Origin of the sequence: Streptomyces sp. NPDC012510 (genome assembly GCF_042955065.1) — a bacterium.
Classification (GTDB): Bacteria; Actinomycetota; Actinomycetes; order Streptomycetales; family Streptomycetaceae; genus Streptomyces.
On record NZ_JBIBEN010000002.1, the window covers coordinates 326265 to 348774 of the forward strand.

Annotated in this window: 19 protein-coding genes; 4 read left to right on the forward strand and 15 right to left on the reverse strand. The window is 67.0% G+C overall.

Going from position 1 to position 22510, the window contains the following annotated elements:
• Window positions 1-93: 93 nt before the first annotated feature.
• Both ACFY9I_RS04275 and speB read right to left on the reverse strand, forming a co-directional pair.
• A complete protein-coding gene (locus ACFY9I_RS04275) occupies window positions 94-1788 on the reverse strand; it encodes a thiamine pyrophosphate-dependent enzyme (RefSeq protein ID WP_390996427.1) in 1695 nt (564 codons plus the stop codon).
• Entirely contained in the window at window positions 1785-2822 is a 1038-nt protein-coding gene (speB, locus tag ACFY9I_RS04280; protein ID WP_390996430.1) for an agmatinase, read from the reverse strand. The genes ACFY9I_RS04275 and speB overlap by 4 nt, the downstream gene beginning before the upstream one ends.
• Window positions 2823-3020: 198 nt before the next feature.
• Here speB and ACFY9I_RS04285 point away from each other — a divergent pair, with 198 nt between their 5' ends.
• Both ACFY9I_RS04285 and ACFY9I_RS04290 read left to right on the forward strand, forming a co-directional pair.
• Complete coding sequence (locus ACFY9I_RS04285; protein ID WP_390996433.1) at window positions 3021-3590, forward strand: AAA family ATPase; 570 nt, start codon at window positions 3021-3023, stop codon at window positions 3588-3590.
• Between the two features lie 96 nt (window positions 3591-3686).
• Window positions 3687-4484 (forward strand): phosphatase, encoded by a 798-nt coding sequence (locus ACFY9I_RS04290; RefSeq protein WP_390996436.1) that lies wholly within the window; start codon window positions 3687-3689, stop codon window positions 4482-4484.
• Here the strand turns inward: ACFY9I_RS04290 and ACFY9I_RS04295 are convergent.
• From ACFY9I_RS04295 to ACFY9I_RS04330, 8 genes are all read right to left on the reverse strand, one after another.
• Window positions 4468-5349, reverse strand: coding sequence for an acyl-CoA thioesterase domain-containing protein (locus ACFY9I_RS04295; RefSeq protein ID WP_390996439.1), 882 nt, complete (start codon window positions 5347-5349; stop codon window positions 4468-4470). The two genes, ACFY9I_RS04290 and ACFY9I_RS04295, sit on opposite strands and share 17 nt — an antisense overlap.
• Before the next feature lie 35 nt (window positions 5350-5384).
• Window positions 5385-6542: an acyl-CoA dehydrogenase family protein gene (locus ACFY9I_RS04300; RefSeq protein ID WP_390996442.1), complete on the reverse strand. Its 1158-nt coding sequence runs from the start codon at window positions 6540-6542 to the stop codon at window positions 5385-5387.
• A gap of 176 nt (window positions 6543-6718) precedes the next feature.
• Window positions 6719-8431, reverse strand: coding sequence for a radical SAM protein (locus ACFY9I_RS04305; protein WP_390996445.1), 1713 nt, complete (start codon window positions 8429-8431; stop codon window positions 6719-6721).
• A 21-nt stretch (window positions 8432-8452) separates the two neighbouring features.
• A complete protein-coding gene (locus ACFY9I_RS04310) occupies window positions 8453-9367 on the reverse strand; it encodes a hypothetical protein (protein WP_390996448.1) in 915 nt (304 codons plus the stop codon).
• 2 nt (window positions 9368-9369) lie between these two features.
• On the reverse strand, window positions 9370-10281 hold the full coding sequence (locus tag ACFY9I_RS04315) for an NAD(P)-dependent oxidoreductase (protein ID WP_390996451.1): 912 nt from the start codon (window positions 10279-10281) through the stop codon (window positions 9370-9372).
• Window positions 10282-10320: 39 nt separating this feature from the next.
• Window positions 10321-11241: a succinylglutamate desuccinylase/aspartoacylase family protein gene (locus ACFY9I_RS04320; RefSeq protein WP_390996453.1), complete on the reverse strand. Its 921-nt coding sequence runs from the start codon at window positions 11239-11241 to the stop codon at window positions 10321-10323.
• A complete protein-coding gene (locus ACFY9I_RS04325; protein WP_390996455.1) occupies window positions 11238-12017 on the reverse strand; it encodes a phytanoyl-CoA dioxygenase family protein in 780 nt (259 codons plus the stop codon). The genes ACFY9I_RS04320 and ACFY9I_RS04325 overlap by 4 nt, the downstream gene beginning before the upstream one ends.
• A 284-nt stretch (window positions 12018-12301) precedes the next feature.
• Window positions 12302-12880, reverse strand: coding sequence for an ATP-binding protein (locus ACFY9I_RS04330; RefSeq protein ID WP_390996457.1), 579 nt, complete (start codon window positions 12878-12880; stop codon window positions 12302-12304).
• A 313-nt stretch (window positions 12881-13193) separates the two neighbouring features.
• Here ACFY9I_RS04330 and ACFY9I_RS04335 point away from each other — a divergent pair, with 313 nt between their 5' ends.
• Both ACFY9I_RS04335 and ACFY9I_RS04340 read left to right on the forward strand, forming a co-directional pair.
• The gene (locus ACFY9I_RS04335) at window positions 13194-14045 is read left to right on the forward strand and encodes a Scr1 family TA system antitoxin-like transcriptional regulator (protein ID WP_390996459.1); all 852 of its coding nucleotides are present in this window, start codon (window positions 13194-13196) and stop codon (window positions 14043-14045) included.
• Window positions 14046-14055: 10 nt separating this feature from the next.
• The gene (locus tag ACFY9I_RS04340) at window positions 14056-14250 is read left to right on the forward strand and encodes a hypothetical protein (RefSeq protein ID WP_055539604.1); all 195 of its coding nucleotides are present in this window, start codon (window positions 14056-14058) and stop codon (window positions 14248-14250) included.
• 120 nt (window positions 14251-14370) lie between these two features.
• On the opposite strand, the gene ACFY9I_RS04345 is transcribed toward ACFY9I_RS04340, so the two are convergent.
• The 5 genes from ACFY9I_RS04345 to ACFY9I_RS04365 form a co-directional block, all read right to left on the reverse strand.
• Complete coding sequence (locus ACFY9I_RS04345; RefSeq protein ID WP_390996462.1) at window positions 14371-17310, reverse strand: HsdR family type I site-specific deoxyribonuclease; 2940 nt, start codon at window positions 17308-17310, stop codon at window positions 14371-14373.
• Window positions 17307-18476, reverse strand: coding sequence for a restriction endonuclease subunit S (locus ACFY9I_RS04350; protein WP_390996465.1), 1170 nt, complete (start codon window positions 18474-18476; stop codon window positions 17307-17309). Before ACFY9I_RS04350 ends, ACFY9I_RS04345 begins: the two co-directional genes overlap by 4 nt.
• Window positions 18473-19978: an N-6 DNA methylase gene (locus tag ACFY9I_RS04355; protein WP_390996467.1), complete on the reverse strand. Its 1506-nt coding sequence runs from the start codon at window positions 19976-19978 to the stop codon at window positions 18473-18475. The genes ACFY9I_RS04350 and ACFY9I_RS04355 overlap by 4 nt, the downstream gene beginning before the upstream one ends.
• Window positions 19975-21468: an N-6 DNA methylase gene (locus ACFY9I_RS04360; RefSeq protein ID WP_390996469.1), complete on the reverse strand. Its 1494-nt coding sequence runs from the start codon at window positions 21466-21468 to the stop codon at window positions 19975-19977. The genes ACFY9I_RS04355 and ACFY9I_RS04360 overlap by 4 nt, the downstream gene beginning before the upstream one ends.
• Before the next feature lie 357 nt (window positions 21469-21825).
• The gene (locus tag ACFY9I_RS04365) at window positions 21826-22494 is read right to left on the reverse strand and encodes a TetR family transcriptional regulator (RefSeq protein WP_390996472.1); all 669 of its coding nucleotides are present in this window, start codon (window positions 22492-22494) and stop codon (window positions 21826-21828) included.
• Window positions 22495-22510: the final 16 nt, after the last annotated feature.

The following is a 22510-nucleotide window of genomic DNA, read 5'->3' on the forward strand; positions in this document are numbered from 1 at the left end:
GTAATGGCCGCATCTGACAGCGGTCCGGCCGGGATGCCTGTGGCCTCACGGAACATATCCATTGAAGGTCGTCGCGCCCAGCCGATCGGGGTATCAGTCCGAGCCCAGGTGGGTCGGCGCGAACATCCGGAGCACTGCCGGGAGGACGACCACGCGCGGGCCTGGCGCGGCGAGCGCCTCGGCCAGGTCCCGCTCCAGGCTCTGCGGGGCGGTCCGCACCCCCGGCACCCCGAACGACTCGGCCAGGGCCACGAAGTCCGGTCGGGTCAGCTCCGTGCCGGTGGTCTCGCCGAACGCGTCCGTCATGTACTCGCGCAGGATGCCGTAGCCGCCGTCGTCGACGATCAGCCAGGTGACGTTCAGGTCGTGCTGCCGGGCCGTGGCCAGCTCCGCGATCGAGTACAGCGCCCCGCCGTCACCGGAGACGGCGAGCACCGGCTGCGTCGGGTCGGCCACGGCGGCGCCGAGGGCGGCCGGGAAGGCGTAGCCGAGGCCGCCCGCGCCCTGGGCGGAATGCATGGTGTTGGGGTGCCGGGCGTCGAAGGCCGACCAGGCCCAGTACGCCAGGATCGTCATGTCCCAGAAGGAGGGCGCCCGGGGCGGCAGGGCACTCCGTATCGACGCCAACACATCTTGCTCCAGGGTGAGTTCCTGGGCATCGATGCGCTCACGCACCCGGTCCAGCACCTCGCGGACACGGACCGGCGCCGACACGTCCTCCCTCGGCTTCTCGATCGTCTCCAGCAGCGCCTGGAGCGCGAGGCGCGCGTCCGCGTGGATGCCCAGCGCCGGATGGTTCGACTCCAGCTTCCCCAGGTCCGCCTCGATCTGGATCATCCGGCCCCGGGGCTTGAACGTGTGGTAGTTCGAGGAGAGTTCGCCGAGCCCCGAGCCCACCACGAGCAGGACGTCCGCGTCCTCCAGGAAGTCGGTCGTGTGCCGGTCCTCCAGCCAGGACCGCAGCGACAGCGGGTGCGTCCACGGGAACGCGCCCTTGCCGCCGGGCGTCGTGACGACCGGCGCGGACAACCGCTCCGCCAACTGCCGCAGCTTGCCGGACGCGTCCGCCCGTACGACCCCGCCGCCCGCGATGATCGCCGGGCGTTCGGCGCGGGACAGCAGGTCGGCCGCCACGGCCGTCAGTTCGGGGCGCGGCGGCAGTTCCTCCGGGAACGCGTCACCTCCGGTCACCACCGGCAGGGACGTCTCCGCCAGCAGCACGTCCTGCGGGATCTCCACCCACACCGGTCCGTGCGGGGCGGTCAGCGCGGACTGCCAGGCGGCGGCGATCGCGGAGGGGATCTGGGACTGCGTACGGACGGTGTGTACACACTTGACCACACCCCGGAAGGATGCCGCCTGGTCGGGGAGTTCGTGCAGATGGCCGTGGCGTCCGCCGCCCAGGCCGGCCGTCGGGATCTGACCGCAGATCGCCAGCACGGGTGCCGAGGCGGCCGCCGCTTCCTGGAGCGCGGCCAGGGAGGTCAGCGCGCCGGGGCCCGTGGACAGGAACAGCGGGGCCGCCTCACCCGTGATCCGGCCGTACGCGTCCGCCGCGAAGCCCGCGTTGTTCTCCACCCGCAGGCCGATGTACCGCAGGTCCGAGCGGCGTAGCGCGTCGAACACGCCGAGAGCGTGCTGGCCGGGCAGCCCGAACACCGTGGTCGCGCCGAGCCCGGCCAGCGTCTCCACGACCAGGTCCCCGCCGTTGCGGCCGGGCGGAGGGTTCAGCGCGGCCTCCGTCTGGGCGGCCGTCGGGCGGAGTACCAGGTCATGGTCGTGGGTCACTTCGCCGCCTCCTCCTGCTTCTCCTGCTTCAGCTGCTTCTGCTGTTTCTGCTGCTTCTCCCGCGCGATCTGACGGGACATGATCGTGGTGAGTTCGTACGCCGTGTGCGACGCGGCCACCGCGGTGATCTCGGCGTGATCGTACGCGGGCGCCACCTCGACGACGTCGGCGGAGACCAGGTTGCAGGAGGCCAGACCGCGCAGGATCTCCAGCAGCTCGCGGGAGGTCATGCCGCCCGCCTCCGGTGTGCCCGTGCCCGGCGCGTGGGCCGGGTCGAGGCAGTCGATGTCGATGGAGATGTAGAGCGGCCGGTCGCCGATGCGCTGCCGGAGCTGGTCGGCCACCTCGTCCGCGCCCCGGCGGTAGATGTCGGCGGAGGTGACGATCCCGAAGCCCATCTTCTCGTCGTCGGTGAGGTCCTGCTTGCCGTACAGCGGGCCGCGCGTGCCCACATGGGAGAGGGCCGAGGTGTCCAGGATCCCCTCCTCCACCGCCCGCCGGAACGGGGTGCCGTGCGTGTACTCGGCGCCGAAGTAGGTGTCCCAGGTGTCGAGGTGCGCGTCGAAGTGGAGCAGGGCCACCGGGCCGTGCTTCTTGGCCACGGACCGCAGCAGCGGGAGCGCGATGGTGTGGTCGCCGCCGAGGGTCATCAGCCGCGCCCCCGTGCCCAGCAGCTCGTCCGCCGCCGCCTCGACCGCCTCCACCGCCTCGTTGATGTCGAACGGGTTGGCCACGATGTCACCGGCGTCCGCGACCTGGGCGAGGGCGAAGGGGGAGGCGTCCTGGGCCGGGTTGTAGGGGCGCAGCAGCCGGGACGCCTCACGAATCGCGTTGCCGCCGAAGCGGGCGCCCGGCCGGTACGAGACACCCGAGTCGAAGGGCACGCCCACGACCGCGACATCCGCACGGCCCACCTCGTCGAGGCGGGGCAGCCGGGCGTAGGTGGCGGGACCGGCGTAGCGCGGGACACGGGAGGAGTCGACCGGGCCGCGGGGGGTGTCCACGGGGCCGCGGGACGTCTCGTTGCTGCTCATGGGTACTGCCTTCTTCCTGCATACGCTTCGTCGCGCCTGCATAGATATGCTCCGATATGCACTACCGGAGATGATCCTACTGGCGAGCCGAGACAGGTCCGGACACGCTTTCGAAGCCGCCCGACGGCCGCGCCCCGAAGCCGCCCGACGACTGCGCTCTCATGCCGCCCAACGGCCGCGCGCCATAGCCTTGGCGGCATGCGCGGATACGTACTCACCGGCACTCCCGGGGCAGGCAAGACGACGATTCTGCGGGCTCTGGCCGAACTCGGTCACGAGGTCGTCGAGGAGGCCGCCACCGACGTCATCGCCCGGGCACAGGCGCGTGGCGAGGACGAGCCGTGGAACCGGGAGTCGTTCATCGACGAGGTCGTCGAGCTGCAGCGGCACCGGCAGTTGGCGGCCCGGCGGACTCCGCCCGCGGCCGGCGCCACGAGTTCCGCCCTGCTGTTCGACCGTTCTCCGCTGTGCACCTACGCCCTCGCCGCCTACCAGGGGCGTCCGCCGTCCCCCGCGCTGACCGCCGAGATCGAGCGGATCACCACACGGGACGTCTACGCGCGGCAGGTGTTCTTCGTCCGCAACCTGGGGTTCTGCGAGCCCACGTCCGCACGCCGCATCAGTTTCCGGCAGTCGCTTGAGTTCGAGCGCATCCACGAGGAGACGTACCGCGCGTTCGGCTACGAACTCGTCGATGTCCCCGCCGGTGACCTCGCGCGACGGGTGGCCGCGATCGACGCGTTCGTCTTGGCGCGCCGTTCCGCGTGACGTCGGCGCGCCGTTCGGAGTGACGTTCGGAGTGACGCAGGTCGCAGCAGGCAGGACGCCCGCGACTGACACAGTTGTCTGCCTCACAATGGACCCATGCCGATACCCGGGACCCCCAGCCGAGCCGAGCTCGTCGAGCACCTCGTCAGAACGCGTATCGCGGGCGACGTCGCCACGCCGCGCGAGAACAACCTCTCCCACTACCGCGAACTGGCCAACGGCAACCGCCACTACTGGCTCGGCCTGGAGCTCGGGGACCGCTGGAGCGACGAGCAGGACGTGCTGGCCGTGATGGCGGAGCGCGTCGGCGTGAACGACGACCCGGGACACCGCTACGGCCAGGACACGATCGACCCGGATCTGACGGTCGACGCGTTGGAGCGCATGGCGGCCCGGCTGCGCAAGGCGGCGGAGGGCGGGCAGCGCGTGCTGCTGGCCACCGGCCACCCCGGTGGGCTGCTGCAGGTGCACAACGAGACCGCGCGGGCGCTGCGCGCGGCCGGCTGCGAGATCGTCGTCATCCCGGACGGTCTGCAGACGGAGGAGGGGTACGTGATGCAGTTCGCGGACGTGGCCGTCCTCGAACACGGCGCCACCCTCTGGCACACGCACTCGCCCGAGCCGATGCGCGCCATCCTCCGGGGCCTGGAGGGCGCCGGCCGCCCGCTGCCCGACCTGGTCGTCGCCGACCACGGCTGGGCGGGCTGCGCGGGCCAGCTCGGCATCGACTCCGTCGGCTACGCGGACTCCAACGACCCGGCACTCTTCCTGGGCGAGTCCGAGGGCACCCTCCAGGTCGTGGTCCCGCTGGACGACCATGTGGTCAGCCCGCGCTACTACGACCCGATGTCGGCGTACCTGCTGGAGCAGGCGGGCCTCAGCGAGGCGTCGTAGGCCGGGGTACGCGGACGACGCCCTCCTGGATCACGGAGATCGCCAGGCGGCCGTCCTGGGTGTAGATCCGGCCCTGGCCGAGGCCACGGCCGGCCGCCGCCGACGGTGACTCCTGGTCGTACAGGAGCCATTCGTCGGCGCGGAAGGGCCGGTGGAACCACATGGCGTGGTCGAGCGAGGCGCCGACGACGTCACCGACGGCCCAGCCGCCGCGCCCGTGCGCGAGCAGCACGGAGTCGAGGAGCGTCATGTCGGAGACGTAGGTGGCGAGGACGACGTGCAGGAGCGGGTCGTCGTCGAGTTTGCCGTTGGCGCGGAACCAGACCTGCGAGCGCGGTTCGCGGGGTTCGCCGTAGCGGCCGAATGGCGGGTCGTCGACGTGGCGCAGGTCGACGGCGGCCCGTGCCTCCAGCATCTTCTCCACGACGGCCCGGTCGAGGCCGTACGCCGGGAGGCGTTCCTCGGCGGTGGGAAGGGTCTCGGGGTCCGGTGCGGCGGGCATCGGGGTTTGGTGGTCGAGGCCTTCCTCGTACCGCTGGAACGACGCGGACAGGGCGAAGATCGGCTTGCCGTGCTGGACGGCGACGACGCGCCGCGCGGTGAAGGAGCGGCCGTCGTTCATTCGCTCGACGGTGTAGACGATGGGCGCGCCGGCGTCCCCGATGCGCAGGAAGTACGCGTGGAGGGAGTGGGGCAGCCGGTCCTCGGGGACCGTCCGCCCGGCGGCGACGAGCGCCTGGGCCGCGACCTGCCCGCCGAAGACCCTCGGGACGATGGACGGGCGGGACTGGCCGCGGAAGATGTCCTCCTCGATCTGCTCCAGGTCGAGCAGATCGAGGAGGGACCGCAGGGGTGCCTGACTCATGGGGCCGGTTCTACCGGTCGGTGGTTTCCGGAACCTTACAGACCCATGTTCTTGGCGATGATCGACTTCATGATCTCGCTGGTGCCGCCGTAGATGCGGTTGACGCGGTTGTCCGCGTACAGACGGGCGATCGGGTACTCGTTCATGAAGCCGTAGCCGCCGTGCAGTTGCAGGCAGCGGTCGATGACGCGGTGGGCGACCTCGGTGCAGAACAGCTTGGCGCTGGCGGCCTCGGCGGGCGTCAGCTCACCGGCGTCGAGGGCCTCCAGTGCGCGGTCGGCGACGGCCTCGGCCGCGTCCACCTCGGCCTGGCAGGCGGCCAGTTCGAACTTGGTGTTCTGGAAGGACGCGACGGGCTTGCCGAAGACGGTGCGGTCCTGGACGTACTGCTTGGCGAACCGGACGGCGGCCTTGGCCTGCGCGTACGCGCCGAAGGCGATGCCCCAGCGCTCGGACGCCAGGTTGTGGCCGAGGTAGGAGAAGCCCTTGTTCTCCTCGCCGAGCAGGTCCTCGACGGGGACCTTGACGTCGATGAAGGCCAGCTCGGCGGTGTCGGAGGTGCGCAGGCCCAGCTTGTCGAGCTTGCGGCCTATCGAGTAGCCCTCGGACCTGGTGTCGACGGCGAAGAGGGAGATGCCGTGGCGGCGGTCCTCGGCGCTGGGGGCGTCGGTGCGGGCGCAGACGATGACACGGTCGGCGTGCACACCACCGGTGATGAAGGTCTTGGAGCCGTTGAGGACGTAGTGCGTGCCGTCCTCGCTCAGCTTGGCGGTGGTCTTCATGCCCGCGAGGTCGGACCCGGTGCCCGGCTCGGTCATGGCCAGCGCCCACATCTCCTCGCCGGAGACGAACTTGGGCAGGAACCGCTTCTTCTGCTCGTCCGTGGCCAGCATCTTGATGTACGGCAGACCGAGCAGCACGTGCACACCGGAGCCGCCGAAGTGGACGCCCGCGCGGGACGTCTCCTCGTACATCACGGCCTCGAACTTGTACGAGTCGATGCCGGCGCCGCCGAACTCCTCCGGCACGTTGATACCGAACAGACCCAGCTCGGCCAGTTTGTAGTAGAACTCGCGCGGCACCTGACCGGCGGCGAACCACTCGTCGTACACGGGCACGACCTCGGCCTCGATGAAGGCACGCAGGGTCTCCCGGAACGCCTCGTGATCCTCGTTGAAAACCGTACGGCGCACCGCCGCCACCTCCTGAGTACCTTCGGATGTGCCCAAGCACCCCGCCACACATGGCTAAGCGCTTGCTCAGACAGAACCGTACCGGCGAGTACGAACGCTCGTCCAGAGAGGCGAGGGCGTAACGCTCGTCACGTGGAGAGCAGGCGGGCAGCGTGGCCGCTCGAAGAACGGCCCTGTCACGCTTCGAGAGCTCTGGAGATCCGTTCCTGCTTCATCGCTTCGTCGCCCGCTCGAATCAGGGAATCGAGGTCCAGGCGTCCCGAGGAGACTGCGGCAGCGGCGAAATCCGACCCGAAACGGTCCGAGAGACTGAACCGGATCTCGTCGTTGAGCAGGGCCGTGAGCGCCAGATCGGGTCGAGCAGCATAGACCGCGTCAACGGCGGCCGCCGCGATGCTGTTGGCCTTCTGCGTCAGATCCTCCCTGGTAAGGCCGATGGTCACGTCCTCGAAATCCTCTGTCATGCGCAGGTTGTGGTCCAGGTAGCCCTCATTGTCGAGGGCGAACGGGGAGCCCGTGACCGGGATGAAACTGGAGATGGTCGCGGACTGAATGGAGGGCTCGCGAATGAGGTAATCCACCGTTCGCTGCTCCGCGAGGTCGGACGATCCGGGGAAACCGAAGAGCGTGTACGTGTAGACGTGGATGCCTGCCGCGGCGCAGCTCCCGAAGATGTCCCCGTAGTGGCGGTGCTGGTTGATCTTCTTGCCGAGCGCGACGAGCGCAGCTTCGTCCACTGACTCAAGGCCGAAGTAGGCCTGCCGACAGCGGGCCCGCCCGAGGCGGCTCACAAAGTCGGCGTCCCGGAAGCGGCGTTCCGCGATGGCGTAGATCTCGAAGGCGATCCGGTGCGGGTCGATGAGTGGAAGGAGTTCGTCGAGCAGGTCCGGGGGCATGGCCTCGTCCACGAACCGGACGTGCCTGATTCCATGTGCGGCGGACAGCGCGGCAATGTCCTCGGCAACGCTCTGAGCGGAGCGCTGCCGGGCAAGCGGGTCCCAGGATTCATGGATCGTGCAGAAGTTGCACTTCCCCCAGTAGCACTTCCGGCTCGCCAGGACTGGCAGCATCGGAGTGAGGTTGAGGTAGCTCCTCACCGGATAGTCGGTGAAGTCCGCTGAGCCCGTCTGTGCGATCGGCGTGACGTTGCGGCTGGTGAACGGCTGGAGGATGCCGCGACGGCCCCGCCGAGTCGTCGTCCTGGAGACAACTCGATCCTCGTCTGCCGACGGGGACTCTCCGCTCTCCAGTGACTGCAGCAGGGACAGCAGTGGTATCTCACCTTCCCGGATGACCAGGTGGTCCCAGAACTCCTCCAGCTCGGCGGCGACCACCGGGTGGATCCGCGCCAGTAGGGAACCGCCCCAGATGATGCGGGAGGCGGTCCCGTGGGCGCGTCTGATCCACCAGGCGAGCCGGAAAGCGGGAAGGATCTGGTCCTCCACACTCAGATTGATGCCCACGACCGGACCGACCCGCCGCAGCAGTTCGGAGTAGAGCGTGTCGAAGGGAGTCCGGTCAGCAGTGGCGAACCCTCGTACGGACTCCGGTTCTCTGCGGTCGTACGGTGTCCGCAGGCCTCGCAGGGAGATGCCGTACCCCTCGTGCTGGGCGCCCCACTGCGCGAAGGCATCCTTCATCCAGGAGTCGAAGCGCAGCGCGGACAGCACGGCAGGTACGACCTGGTCCATGCGGGAGTAGTCCTCGCGGTGGGTTTCCAGGTCACCGTCTGTCCCGTTCCGCATGAGGTCGGTGAAGAAGCGCTGATTGGCGTCGTGGCAGGTGACCGTATGTCCCGAGTTGCGTTCCACGTACGCCTTGAGCAAGGGCAGCGCGGAGTGCGGCATCGCGGGGTCGTGAGCGGGAGGGAAGACCAGGTCGATGTGCATGGCGTGTGCTCCCGGAGGCGTTCAGTTGAGGGCGTACCTGCTCGTCGACTCCATGTCGCGCATGATGTCGACCTGCTCAAGCACCTTCCTTCCGAATTCGCTGCGACAACTTGAGGTGATATAGGCCCGGTTGAGAAGCTCAGTGGCTCCAGAACCCGGGTTCATGAAGAAGTTGATTCCCCAGTAGGCGTCATCGTCGGCGACGATGCAGTGCATGACCGGGCCGACGCGGGTCTCGAAGTACCGGAACCGGTCCACGACGTCCGGCTGCAGAGATCCCTCGGTGACCCGGTCACGGCAGATGTCGGTCAGCACGTCGCGGTAGTGCTGCTGCTCGCGCCGCATGACATCCGGGCTGCCCAGGGTGAGCATCTTGGACATGCTCAGGTATGTCTCGTCGTTGGCGTCGCAGGCGACGGCGAAGACCTCGACCACCAGGCGCGGGTGCTTTTTGAGCTGACGGAAGATGTCCTCCAGCAAGCCGACATTGAGGACGCGTGAATTGCGCCAGGTGACGATGCACAGGCGCCTGCTCACGCGTTTGACGGCGTCGCTCGCGAAGGCATCGGTCCAGTAGCCGTCGCGGTAGAGCTGGGTTCCCGTGAGGCCGGGGCCGTCAGTGGTCCCGGGGACGAGTATGCGGGTGGCGGCCTCGAGTTCCGCGCTCAGTTTCAGCAGGTCGGATTTGACGAGTTCCTGTTGCCGGGGTGTGGCGCTTCCGTCCAGTGTCTCGGCATCGGCGGTGAGCGACGAGTTCAGGTCGCGCAGTCGCAGCGCTTTGGAGACGAGTTCCCGTTCGTCCTTTCTGGCCGTACTGATGCGCTGGACGCGCAGCAGGATGATGACGGAGACGACGACGCCGCCGATACCGATCAGATTCGCGATGAGCCCGATCCAGTCGTTGGCGGTGTCGCTGACCGGAAGCGCGGTGAGCATGCTTACCCCTTCAGGTGTGCCACGAGTCTGTCGATCAGTTCGTTGTCGAGACGGTCGTTGGACTCGACCGTCAGGCCCGCCACATGGGGAGTGACGATCACGTTGGGCCGTTCCACCAGGTCAGGTGCAGCGTGCTCGTAGTCTCCGCCGTACGCCGCGAGACGCCCGCTGTCGAGGGCGTCACGGACGGCCTGTTCGTCCACGACCTCGGCCCGTGACGTGTTGACGAGCACCGCACCCGGCCGCACATCGGCAAGAGTGTCGGCGTTGAGGAACGCACGGGTCTCGTCGGTCAGCGGCACACTGACCGACAACAGGTGGCTCTCCTCAAGCACGTCCCGCAGGGTTCCGAACCGCACGTTCCCGTCGGCTCCGGACTGCCTGCTGCGACTGGTGGCGACAACCTGCATTCCGACGGCGGACGCCAGAGTTCCCAGAGTGCTTCCGATGTTCCCGTAGCCGATCAGCCCGAGGGTCTTGCCGCTCACCTCGAAGGGAAGCGACGGCAACTCGGTGCGCGGTCTGCCGTCGGCGGCGAGCCGGTCGCCCCACTTCAGATGCTTGGACAAGGCGAGGAGCAGAGTGAGTGCGTGTTCGGCCACGGACTGGACATTGGCGGTCGGGCAGCGTTCCACGTGGATGCCCGACTCGGCGAGGGCGGGCAGGTCAAGGTGGTCCGTGCCGACGGAGAGGGTCCCGACGACACTGGCTCGTACCGGGCCCTGCCTCACCATGTCCCCGGTGATCCGCTCACGGGCGCCGATGATCAGCAGGTCGTACTCACCGAGGAGCAGTTGCAGCTGGTCGTGGTCGGGCCGCGTGGGCAGATAGTTCACCTCGTGCGCGATCCCCTTGACTTTCTCGGCGAAATACGGATTGTCCTTCAGGCTTTCGATCGCCACCGCTGCACGCATGTGTTACTTCCTGTTGTTCGCTGGTTTTTTCGATGGTTTTCAGTGGAGGGAAATCGCTCTGCAGGCCCAGTATCCAGCCTCCACAACGGTCGCCCTGCGAAAGCACACGGGGACGCAGTCCGAGGGAGCGAGCAAGGTTTCTTCCTCGCCCTTCCTCCCGCGAACCGTCAGCACGGGCAAGCCGGCCGCCAGTGGTTCGCCCGGTCGGCAGTGAAGGACGACGGCTCCTGAGATGCTGGGCGTCAGATCGGTCATGGTGCCCGAGAATTCCGGCGCGCCCGTGGCCTCTTCGCATTCCGACTGTGCGTCGATTTCACGAAGTAGCCGGTCCGACCAGTGGGACACCAGTGCCTCGGTCGGCAGTTCATGGCTGGGGATCTCCACTGTGACCGCTACCCGTACGGCCCCGGCTCCGTCAGCGCGCAAGCGCACATGGCACTCGTCGAAGGGCCCTGATGCCGGGTCCCCGTACAGGACGTGCGGAATGTCGTCCAGCGTGGCGAGGCGACGGTCCACCGAGGTGGCGTAGAGGTGTGGCCAGCCGAACTCAGGCGTATGGACGTCGATGATGACGTCGTAGGTGTCGGAAAGCCGCCACAGAGTCGTCGCGAGGAAGGCGTCGACGGTGCTGCCACCTTGCCGACGCGGGTCGGTGAACATGCGGTTCCAGTTCGTGCCGTTGGCGGAGATACGCCCCTGGCCGGTGGCGCCGGACGTCAGGTAACGGGTCCAGCCGACGGGATTGGCATTGGGTACCACGCGCACCTGGTTGGCGGGGAGTCTCGACCGCAGCCTGCGGACCAGGTCGTGCAGGACCAGCATGGCGGCGCTCTCGTTGGCGTGCAGCTGCCCCTGAAGGTAGACGGAGCGACCACGTGCCGGGCCGGACGGCGTGAAATCGTGTACGGGGATGTCCAGTTCACCAGCCAGGACGAGTCCGTCTGCCAAGGGTTCGGTCATGTGTGCTGCCCTTCACGGACCCAGTAGCTGGAGAGAATGATCCGGGGGGCGTGCACCAGAGGACGGATCCGGTGCAGGCCCCTGGCGTCGAAGAGAATCAGCGTTCCGGCCTTTCCGGTGACGGTGCGCGGTTCGGTGCGCAACCGGGCGCAGAGGTCCGCCTGTTCATGGGGCCAGAGGCAGCCGACGTAGGCAGAGGCTTCGTCATGGATGTATCCGTCCACCCCGGCTTGGAAAACGCGTGCGATGTCGCGGTCGAAGCGCCTGCGCCAGGCCCCGAAATGTGTTCGCGGAATGTAGGTGAAGGGACCGTTGTCCTCTGTCACGTCGACGAGGTAAAGGAACGCCTTGTAGCGGGGGCGCCAGGAGTCGATGTGGAAGAAGTGCTCGAAGGCTCCGGTGTGGCCTTCGACTGTGCGGTACTGCACGGTCGATCGGTGCATGACCGCTGTGTGGCCGAGGACCGTTCGCATGGTGTCGGTGACGAGGTCGCAGGCGAAGAACGGGCTCAGTTCCGGGATGCTCGCCGCGTCGGAATAGAACCGGGTCAGTGTGCCCTCGGGCGACAGCCTGCATTCCTCTACGGAAGGGGCAGCCGCTCTCATCACGTCGACCTGGGCCGTGTCGAAGAACTCGGGGAGCACGGCCAGCCCGTCCCGGAGCAGGACATTGGCGGGTTCATCCATGGCCGTCGCGGAGGAACGAAGCCGTGCGTACTCACGGCGTAAGGAGCGGATCTGCCGCTCGTGTCTGATGCGGTGACCGAGTGCACTCATACGCGTCCCCCCGTTTCGCCGATCACGGCGGACGTGCCGGCAGGGGGTACGTAAGGGGTGCCGGTCGGAACGCATGTTGGCCCCCTCTGATTAACAGGGCCACATGGGGCCACGCCGCCCTGACCGCTCGTGCGCGCAGTTTACCGACGCTGGACCGGGGTCGGAAGCGGGCATATGCGAAGTCGGGGGCTTGGCGTGATTACGCTGTGTCCGAGCTCGACACGCACATGACTCACAACGCCTCGTCCGAGTCGGTGCCGAGTGGCGGAGTCACCGGCTGCCAGTCACTGGCAGTCACCTGGTCCTGGCGCGCACCCGTAGGCGCGAGCGCCCTCGCACGGCAGCACCGCCCACATCCGGGTGCCCATGTCCTGCTCCAGGCCACCGCCGATCCCCCACTCCCCGTCGCAGGCCCGCACCACCTGGTCCAACACCCGCAGCGTCACCCCTCGGGACGACTGACAGGCCGCCTCCAGACGCGTGTTGGCATGCCGCGGGTGGTCGTCGTAGAGGGTGACGCGCATCGCTCCCTCCCGGTAGCGCAGCGACACGTACACCTGAGCGGACGGTGAGAACCGGCAGGCACATGCGGTCAGTTCACTCGCCACCTGCACCACCACGTCCGCCACCTCCGCCAGCCCGTGCACCCGGAGGATCGCTCGCGTGGCGGCACGGACAATGCCGGGACTGTGCGAGGCGGCCGGGAGGGTGAAGCTGCAGGACAGCGACTCAGGGAGGGGCTCGATGAAGGGGAGTTCGGCGGGAGCGAGGGTCGGGAACAGGCAGACTCCTGAGGGCGCGGGCGACGGGTCGAAACTCGGCCGCGAGGTGAGGGAAGGACTGGATGCGGCTTCGAACTGCACAGCAACTCCTTTATCGATTAGGGGGATTGAGCAAGCACGAAGGTCTTCTCCTGGACGGCTCCATCGCCCGCTAGACCCGTACCGGTGGCCTGTCTCCCTGACGCGAGCCCACCCCTCCCAGGAGAGGAGAACGCGGGCGGACACGCCCTATGCACTGCCGGGGGCCGTAACGGATCTGCGATCGATCCATTACCGACGGTAGAGGAATATTTGACACACGTGCCACATGAACTTCAACATTGCCTCCCCAAGTTGGACCCGTGCGCCCCACTGAGGGCAGACTGAGTTCGACCGAGTAAGCAGGAAGGTGCCAATGCCGACACGTCCCACACCAAGTGAGCGCCAGCGGCGCCTGGGAGCCGAGTTGCGGAGCATGCGGCTCGCGGCAGGCCGAACCACTGAGTACGCCGCCGGGTTGCTGGGCCTGGACCGAACAAAGGTGTCCAACATGGAGACCGGCGTCCGCGCCACCTCGGCCGAACGCATCCGCATCCTCGCCAGCAACTACGACTGCGCCGACCACGCCTACGTCGAGGCCCTCGTTGCCATGGCCGACTCAGGCAAACGCGGATGGTGGGAGCAGTATCGGGGAACCCTCCCACAACCCCTGCTGGATGTTGCCGAGTTGGAGTGGTTCGCCACCCGACTGCGCACCCTCCAGACGGTGCATGTCCCCGGATTGCTCCAGTTGAGCGGATACGCCCGCGCCATCTTCGACGCGGCCTTGCCTCCGCTCCCCAAGTCCGAAGTCGAACTACGAGTCGCCCAACGCATGCAGCGGCAGCAGGTCCTGGAGCGTGACAACGCCCTCCACTACATCGCGTACGTCCACGAATGGGCCCTCCGCATGCAGTTCGGAGGACGACGCACAACCCGCGAGCAACTTCAGCATCTGTGCGAGATGTCCGAGAGGGAGAATGTCGATATCCGCGTCCTCACAACCGACGTCGGCGCCTTCCCGGGCGCGGGACACGCGGTCCTGTACGCCCACGGTGTTGTCCCCCAACTGGACACCGTCCAGCTGGACTCCGCGCATGGCGGAGAGTTCACTCACGCCGATGCGCAACTCGCCAAGTACCGTGCCCACATGGACTGGTGGCACGCCAAATCGCTGGACCAGCAAGCCTCACGCGACTTCATGCACGACATCGCCCGCCAACTCTGAGGAACGGCCCGTGAGAACCGATATCACCTGGGAAGAGCCCTTCTGCGCCGAAGGCAACAACTGCTTCCGGATAGGCACCGACCCCCATGGCAACGCCTACATCGCCGTCGCCGGCCAGGAGGACACCCCCCTCACCGACACCCGCGAAGCCCTCCGCACCCTCATTCTGGACATCAAGGCGGGCAAGGCGGACCACCTGTTGTAGGCCGAAAGCGTCCGGGGCCACCGGAACGCGGTACGACTGTCCGGCGGCCCTGGCTACGTGACAACCCAGCAGCCCCCTGCCCGACGGTGCTCTCGCCGCCTGGCCTGGGCTATGGAGCAGTTAGTAGTACTCCCGGATGTATCCCAGTGCCTTCCCGAAAACATCCTGGTCACGGATCTTGAACTTGATGTAGAGCGCCTTGCGGAGCGCCTGCTGCACGAGGCGATCGCCTTCGGTGGTGCCCTGCCAGCCGTCAAAGCGGACGGTACGGACGACGGAGTCGACCTCGTCGACGACCTTCTCGGCGATGATCGGGGTCTCCTCGCCCTTGAGTGACTCGAAGAGCTCGGTCAAGGCGGCCTTGCCACGCTCCTCGCGGGGCACTTCAGCGGCGGCCTTCTCCGCTGCGACCGTGTCTCGCGCCAGCGCGAAGAGCTCCTTGAGGAACTCCAGCGATGCCTGCTGAGAGTGGGCGTACTTCTCCTTCAGAGCATTCAACCGCTGCCCAAGCTCGATGAAAGCCGGGTTGCCGACGTGCTTGGCAATGCGTGCGGTGATCCACTTCTCGACCTCGACGGGGTCGACGTCCTTGCGCTTGCCGGTCATCAGGTCCTCGATGACCTGCGCATCGAGGACGATGGTCTCCAGGTCGGTGCGGGGGACCTCCACGGTGACGTGCTCGTTTATGAGCTCAAGAGTCTTGGCGCCCAGCGTGTGCCAGACCAGTCGGCCGGTGACGTCGGTGGGCTGCACGGACTGGTAGACGTCGGTCAGCCAGCGGTAGTCCGACTCGTACTCGGACAGGATCGGGTCCGGGGAGAGGGTCTCCCACAGCTGAGCGACAAAGCTGTACGCGGCTCCGAAAGCGTCGCGGGACTCGTCGGAGTCGATCGCGGTCTGCGCCTGGATCAGGCCCTCATAGCCGCCGACGGTGCGGTTGACACCCGGGAAGAACGCCAGAGCAGCCTCGATCGCGGGGCCGAGCTGCGCGCGGAGTACGGCAATGTTGGAGATCACCTGCTGGACGGACTTGTCGTCGAACTCGAAGGCCTGGGCGACGTCGTCGAAGATGCCGAGGTAGTCCACTATCAGGCCGTGGGTCTTCGCAGGCGGATAGACCCGATTCGTGCGGCAGATCGCCTGGAGCAGGGTGTGCTCGCGCAGGGGCTTGTCAATGTACTGGGCGTAGAGGATCGGGGCGTCGAAGCCGGTGAGGAGCTTCGCGGTCACAATGATGATCTTCAATGGGTCGGCCGGGTCGTTGAAGCGGGCGGTGATCCGCTCCAGCTCCTCCCGGCCGGGCGTCCACTGTTTCCAGGCCGCCTTGTCCCCGCGGCCGGCGGACATCACGATCGTGGACACGTCTGAGCCGAGCAGGCCGTCAAGCTCTTTCTTGTACGCCATGCAGGTGGCCTTGTCGTAGACCACGACCTGCGCCTTGAAGCCCTGCGGTTCGACCTTCGTGGTGAAGTGCTCGGCGATGTCGACGGCGATCTTGCGGACCCGGTCGGGGGCCTTGATCAGCGTCTCCAGGGAGGCGGCCTTCTTCGACAGTGCGGTGCGGTCCTCCTCGGTGAGCCCGTGGCGGTCGGCGAGCTCGTTGAAGGCCGTTTTGATCGACTCCTCGTCCAGGTGGATCTCCGAGAGGCGTGGCTCGAAGTGCAGCGGCAGTGTGGCGCCGTCGCGGATGGAGTCGGAGAAGGAGTAGCGCGAGAGATACCCGTGCTCGTCGGCCTCGGAGCCGAACCACATGAACGTATTGCGGTCGCGCTTGTTGATCGGCGTGCCGGTCAGCCCGAACAGGAACGCGTTGGGCAGCGCCTCGCGCATCTTCCGGCCGTAGTCGCCCTCCTGGGAGCGATGGGCCTCGTCGACCATCACGATGATGTTGTCGCGCGCGTCCAGCACACCGGGTGCTTCGCCGAACTTGTGGATCGTGGTGATGATGACCTTCCGCGCCCCCGCAGTCAGGAGCGCCTGCAGTTCCTTGCGGGACTCCGTCGAAACCAGGTTCGGTACGTCGGAGGCGTTGAACGTCGCTGTGATCTGGGTGTCCAGGTCGATCCGGTCGACCACGATGATCACCGTCGGAGAGGTCAGCCCTGCCATCGCACGCAGCTTCTGCGCGGTGAACACCATCAAAAGCGACTTCCCCGACCCTTGGAAGTGCCAGATCAGCCCCTGCTTGATCCGCCCGTGCAGCACTCGCTCCACGATCAGGTTCGTCGCCTGGAACTGCTGGAAGCGCGCGATCACCTTGATCTTGCGGTGCTTCTTGTCGGTCGCGAACAGCGTGAAGAACCGCAGGAAGTCCAAGATCGCATCCGGATCCAGGACGCCCTCGACCGCGTCCTTGACCGTCGCGAGGCCTGTCTTCACCGGCGTGTGGTCGTCACCGGACTCATCCGCCCGCCACGGCCCCCACAGCTCCACCGGCATCCCGACCGACCCGTAGCGGAGGTCCTTGCCCTCGGTGGCGAAGTTGAGCACATTCGGCACGAAGAACGCCGGGACGTTGACCTCGTAGTCTTCCTTGACCTGCGCGGCCGCGTCGATCCAGGAGTACGCCGGCCGCACCGGCGACTTCGCTTCCCCCACAACGAGGGGGAAGCCGTTGCACCAGATCACCAGGTCGAAGCGTCGCTCCAGCCGCCCGACCCCGTAGGTCACCTCGGTCGACACGATCCAGTTGTTCGCGCTGTGCTCGCCGGGCTGGTCGAAATCGATCAGTCTGACGGTCACATGCTCGCCATCAGGCCCGAACGGCATGGTTTTCTGCCCTGTGAGCCATGCCGCGAACTGCTCGTTCGCCACGACCGGATTCGGCGTGCTGCGCGCGGAGATCAGGATCGCCCGCAGCTGGTAGATCACCTCATCTGCCAGCCTCGGATCAGCCTCGATCACCGGGTTGAGGCTGATCAGCGCCTCGCGCACCTGCTGCTCCAGTATGACCTCGTCCGTACGCCGCGGCAGATGACTCCCTGGCACGAACCGCACATCGTCGGTCTGCATCAAGTCCCGCACGTAGTCGCGGACCGTGTTCGCTTCGTTGAAGGTCATTCAGCACCCCCGAAGACGTTGTTCAGCAGAGAGCGCCGGAGTTCACCGAGCGAGTCAAGGTCTTCCGATGACGCACACGTTGCGCCGTCCAACGCAGTCAACTCAGCAAGGAGCGCGGCCTCCCCTGTTCGTCCCAAGCGCGGAATCGGTAGACCTCTAAGTGCGGCCAACGTCAACTCCGTGAACGTGGATCCCTTCGCTTGCTTGCCGATCTTGCGACTCATCCAGTCGGAGTTCATGATCGTAAGCACGTAATCCGGGTCCACCTGCGCGTCGTCAACTGCGACCCGCGCGGTTCCCTGCGTCAGGTTCGCGCCGTCCAGTTCGCTTGGCACTCGGAGGGTAAGCCCAGTCCGCCCGCGAAGCGCCACCACCAAGTCCCCGCTTTCGACGCGCGAGCGTTCGAATCGCTCGGCGATCTCGGGCGAGGTACGTTTCATGCCGCGTACCGACAGGACACCGTCGGTCATGTCGGACACTCGGATGTACGGCACTCCGTCTTCGACCTCTGGACCAGCCTGGACGATGCCGTAGGTGATGCTGGTGCCAGGTCGAATCAAGGTTCTCAGCGGAACCTCTGCCTTAGTTCCGTCAGCAAGTCGTTCCCGAACGAGAGTTGAACGCAACGACGAAGCGGCGTCGCTGCGTTGCGTAGTGGCCAGCCGATGCCGCTCAAGGGCCCAGAGGAGGTCGGCGAGGTGCTGCTGTTGGTCGAGGGGTGGAAGGTCGAACTCATAGTTGGAGAGGTCGCGCCAGTTGGTGCGCGGTGAGAGCGAGCCTGCCGAGGTGCCAAGGGCGTGGTCGTAGAAGCCATCGCTCTGCACGAGGAATGGTAGGAACTCGGGTAGGAGCTGGGTCGGGTCTGCTTCGAAGACGAGGATGTCGCCGGACGTGATGGCGTCAAACTCAGCGTAGGCGGCCTTGCGCTGGTAGGCGCGGCGCTTGCCGAAGAGGGTCTGTCCGGGCTTCACGCGGCGGGTGAAGGTGGTGCCGTCCTCGATGCTCCCCCAGCGGCTGATCTTGAGTTCGCCTGGGTCGAGGTGCTCCATGGCGATGACCTGATCGATACCTTCCGCACTCGGGTCCTTGACAGTCACGTTCAGGTTGCGGACGACGTCGCCGAAGGCGACTCGCTTCCAGGTGGACTTGTCTAGATCGAGGCTCATCGAGCCACCTCCGCTCGAAGCATGGCAAGCACGCCGCCGATGGCCGAGTCCGCTGTGGTTGCTGCCTCGCGCCAGTTGGCCAACACGACATCGACCGGCTCAATGGTCGCGCCCAAGGCGGCAGCAGCGCTGCCGACGTACAGAGGGATCGCGAGGCTGTGGCCCTTCTCGCCGATCTGGTCGACAGTGGCGACGGCGGCAAAGCCGTCGTCGCCGGTGAAGGACTGGTAAGCGCCGAGGATCTTGGTCTGGTGTGTGTCGCGGAGGAAGGACTGGGCCTGTTCGCGGGCGACCTCGCCCACGGCGTTGATGAAGAGCACCTTGCCGCGTCGCTCGGCGGGCTTGGTGGCGCGCAGGATGATGACGACGGCTTCCATCGGGGAGTTGTAGAAGAGCCCCGGGCCAAGGCCGATGACGGCTTCGAGCAGGTCGGACTTTACCAAGGCCTCACGCAGCGCTACTTCTTCGCGGCGGAAGAGCACGCCGTGGGGGAAGAGGATCGCGGCGCGGCCGGTCTTGGGGTCGAGGCTCTTGGCGATGTGCTGAAAGAAGGCGTAATCGGCGCGTCCCTGGGGAGGCACGCCCCACATATTGCGGCCGTGGGGGTCCTTTGTGAAGGCAGCACGGTTCCAGTTCTTGATGGAGTAGGGCGGGTTGGCCAGGACGACGTCGAAGGTCTGCAGCCGGCCATGAGTGTCGAGGAATACCGGCTTGGCGAGGGTGTCACCGTGGGCGATGTGGCCATCGGTGATGCCGTGGAGGAAGAGGTTCATCTTCGCGATCGCCGAGGTGCCGTAGTTGAGCTCCTGGCCATACAGGCGCAGGTTTCGCCACTCCTTGCCCTGACGCTTGAGCTCGGCGACGGTGGAGATGAGCATGCCGCCCGTGCCGCAGGTCGGGTCGTAGACCGACTCCCCCGGCTCGGGCTGGAGCATCATCGTCATCAGGTGCACCAGGGTGCGGTTGGTGTAGAACTCCTGGGCCGTGTGGCCGGAGTCGTCGGCGAACTTCTTGATCAAGTACTCATAGCCCTGCCCGAGCTCATCCTCTGGAAGGGCCGCCACCGACAGCGTCTTGGTCGAGAAGTGCTCGATCAGGTCCGAGAGGGTCGAGTCGGGGAGCAGGTCTTTGTTGGTCCACTCGCCGTCGCCGAAGACGCCGGTGAGGGTGTCGGGGTTGGCGGACTCGATGGACCGCATCGCGGCCTTGAGTGCGGTGCCGACGTTGCTGGTGACCTTGCGCAGGTCAGCCCAGTGGGCACCGTTAGGGATGGCGAATCGGTGGTTCTCCCGGAGGTCGGCAAGTTCCTCGTCGCCATACACCTCCAGGGCGGCGGCGTGCTCCTCGTCGTAGACATCGGAGATGCGCTTGAGGAAGACCAGCGGGAAGATGTACTGCTTGTAGTCGCCGGCGTCGATCAGCCCCCGCAGCAGCACCGCGGCACCCCACAGGTAGGACTCCAGCTCCCGCTGGGTGATCCGCTTCGGGCTTGTCGTGGTCATGCGCCCAGCCCCCACTTCGCCAGCTCGGCCTCCAGCTCTGCGCGGGTCTCGCGGGCCTTCGCGTGGGCGGTCTCCAGCTCGGCCAAGGCCTGCTCCAGGGTGATCTGCTCGCCGGTGTCGGCGGGCTCGACGTACAGCGGGATGTTCAGGTTCCAGCCGTTGGCCTTGATGTCGTCCAAGGTCGCGACCGCGGCCAGGCCGAGCTGGTCGGCGTACTCCTGATATGCCTTCAGAAGGGTCTCGGCGTGGTCGGGTTCGAGGGTGTTCTGGTTACGGCCGCGCCTGAAAAGCGACTCCCCGTTGACGAAGAGCACTTTGTCCTGCTGCTCGGAGGGGCGCTGACGGCGCAGGATCAGCACGCAGGCGGCCAGGCCGGTGCCGTAGAACAGGTTGGGCGCCAGGCCGATGACGGCCTCCACGAAGCCAGCTTTGAGGATGTGCTCGCGGACACGGCCCTCGGCGCCCTGACGGAAAAGGGCGCCCTGCGGGAGGACGACCGCGACCCTTCCTCCCGTGGGCGCGGCGGAGGTGAGCATGTGCTGGGCCCACGCCCAGTCGGCGTACCCCTTCGGCGGCACCCCGCCCAGCTCATTACGCCCCCACGGATCGGAGGCCCACTGCTCGTGGCCCCAGTTCTTCAACGAGAACGGCGGGTTGGCGATCACGCAGTCGAACCGCGCCAACCGGCCGTGGTCGAAGTAGGCCGGGTCGCGCAGTGTGTCGCCGCGCTCGACGTGGAAGTCCTCCATGCCGTGCAGCAGCAGGTTCATCCGGGCGATCGCGGAGGTGGTGAGCACCTTCTCCTGGCCGTACAGCTTGCCGAGCACCGTCTTCGGGTCGCCGCCGCAGGTTTTGATGTGCTGGATGACCTCGATCAGCATGCCACCGGTGCCACAGGCCGGGTCGTAGACCGTCTCGCCTTCCTGGGGATCGAGGATATTGACCAGGAGCTCGACCACCTCGCGCGGGGTGTAGTACTCGCCCGCCTTCTTGTTGGACTGGTCGGCGAACCGCTTGATCAGGTACTCGTACGCCTGTCCCAGCACGTCGGGGGCGGCCTGGGAGATCGAAAGAATCTTGGTCGAGAAGTGCTCGATCAGGTCGATCAGCTTACTGTCCGGCAGTTTGTCCTTGTTGGTCCAGGTCGCGCCGCCGAAGATGCCGTACAGCGTGCCCTGGTTGGCCTGTTCGATCCCGCGGAAGGCGCTCTTGAGCGCCTCACCGACGTTCTCGGTACGCTCGCGCACGTCTTCCCAGTGGCATCCCTCGGGGATGATGAACCGGTGGTTCTCCTCGAACGCCGCATACGTGTGGTCGCCATCGGACTCGTCGAGCGCACGGGCGTACTCCTCGTCGTACACATCACTGATCCGCTTGAAGAACATCAAGGGGAAGATGTACGCCTTGAAGTCCGCCTGATCGATACTGCCCCGCAGCAGATCAGCCGCCTTCGCCAGGTACGACTCCAGCTCCCCCAGCGTCAACGGCATCGGAAGTTCCTGCTCCCCCGCGCCGACCGCACTCGACCCCACTCGATCACTGCCCGTTCCACACTCGGCTTGCTTCGGCTCGCCGTCCCGGCGAGAACGTGTCGGAGTCTAGTGGGATACGCCAGAGCTGTACCGAAAGCTTGACCTCACAGCCAAGGCTTACAGCTCGGCCGCAGGTCAGCGCCCTGCGACGCCTGGATACGCCAGGCGTCTTCCAGCGCCCGGTGGCTAGTCGGCCCATCCGCGCCGCACGGGCGCGGGTCACGTCCTGACGCATACCGGTCACTGTCCGTGCCCGAACGGAGCACCGCGAGGGATGAGTGAGTGGGCCTGCCCCAGTGAAGACCGGCAGCCACGTCAGCCGCGCGGCGCCGCATCCCCGCCCGCATCCCCGCCCGCCGCCCCGAAGGCCCCCCGGGCCATCCGGTGCAGCAACCCGGCCGTGGCCGTCCGCCCGGGCAGGGAACCCGGTCGGCCCAGGTGCGGCGTCGAGTTCAGGAGCCCGAACACCGAGTGCACGGCGGACCGCGCCGCCGGCTCCGCCAGCCCCGGATAGACCTCGCGCAGCACCCCCACCCACAGCTCGACGTACTGCCGCTGGAGCTGACGCACGAGCTTGCGGTCGCTGTCCCGGAGGCGGTCCAGCTCGCGATCGTGCAGGGTGATCAGTGGCCGGTCGTCGAGGGCGAAGTCGATGTGGCCCTCGATGAGGGAGTCGAGGACCGCTTCCGGGTCGCGCCCGGCGGCACCCTCGGCACCCCCGGCACTCCCCCGCACCGTCACTCCGTCGGCCTCGGCGACCCTGCGCTTCGCGCCGGTGAGCAGCTGCCCGCTGATCCCCACCAGCAACTCCGCGAGCATCGCGTCCTTGCCCGCGAAGTGGCGGTAGAGACCGGGGCCGCTGATGCCGACGGCCGCCCCTATCTCGTCGACGCCGACCCCGTGGAAGCCGCGTTCGGCGAAGAGGCGGGCGGCTTCCTTGAGGATCTGCTCGCGGCGGGTGGGCGCGTCGGTTCTCGTGGCCATGGAGGCAATTCTAGAC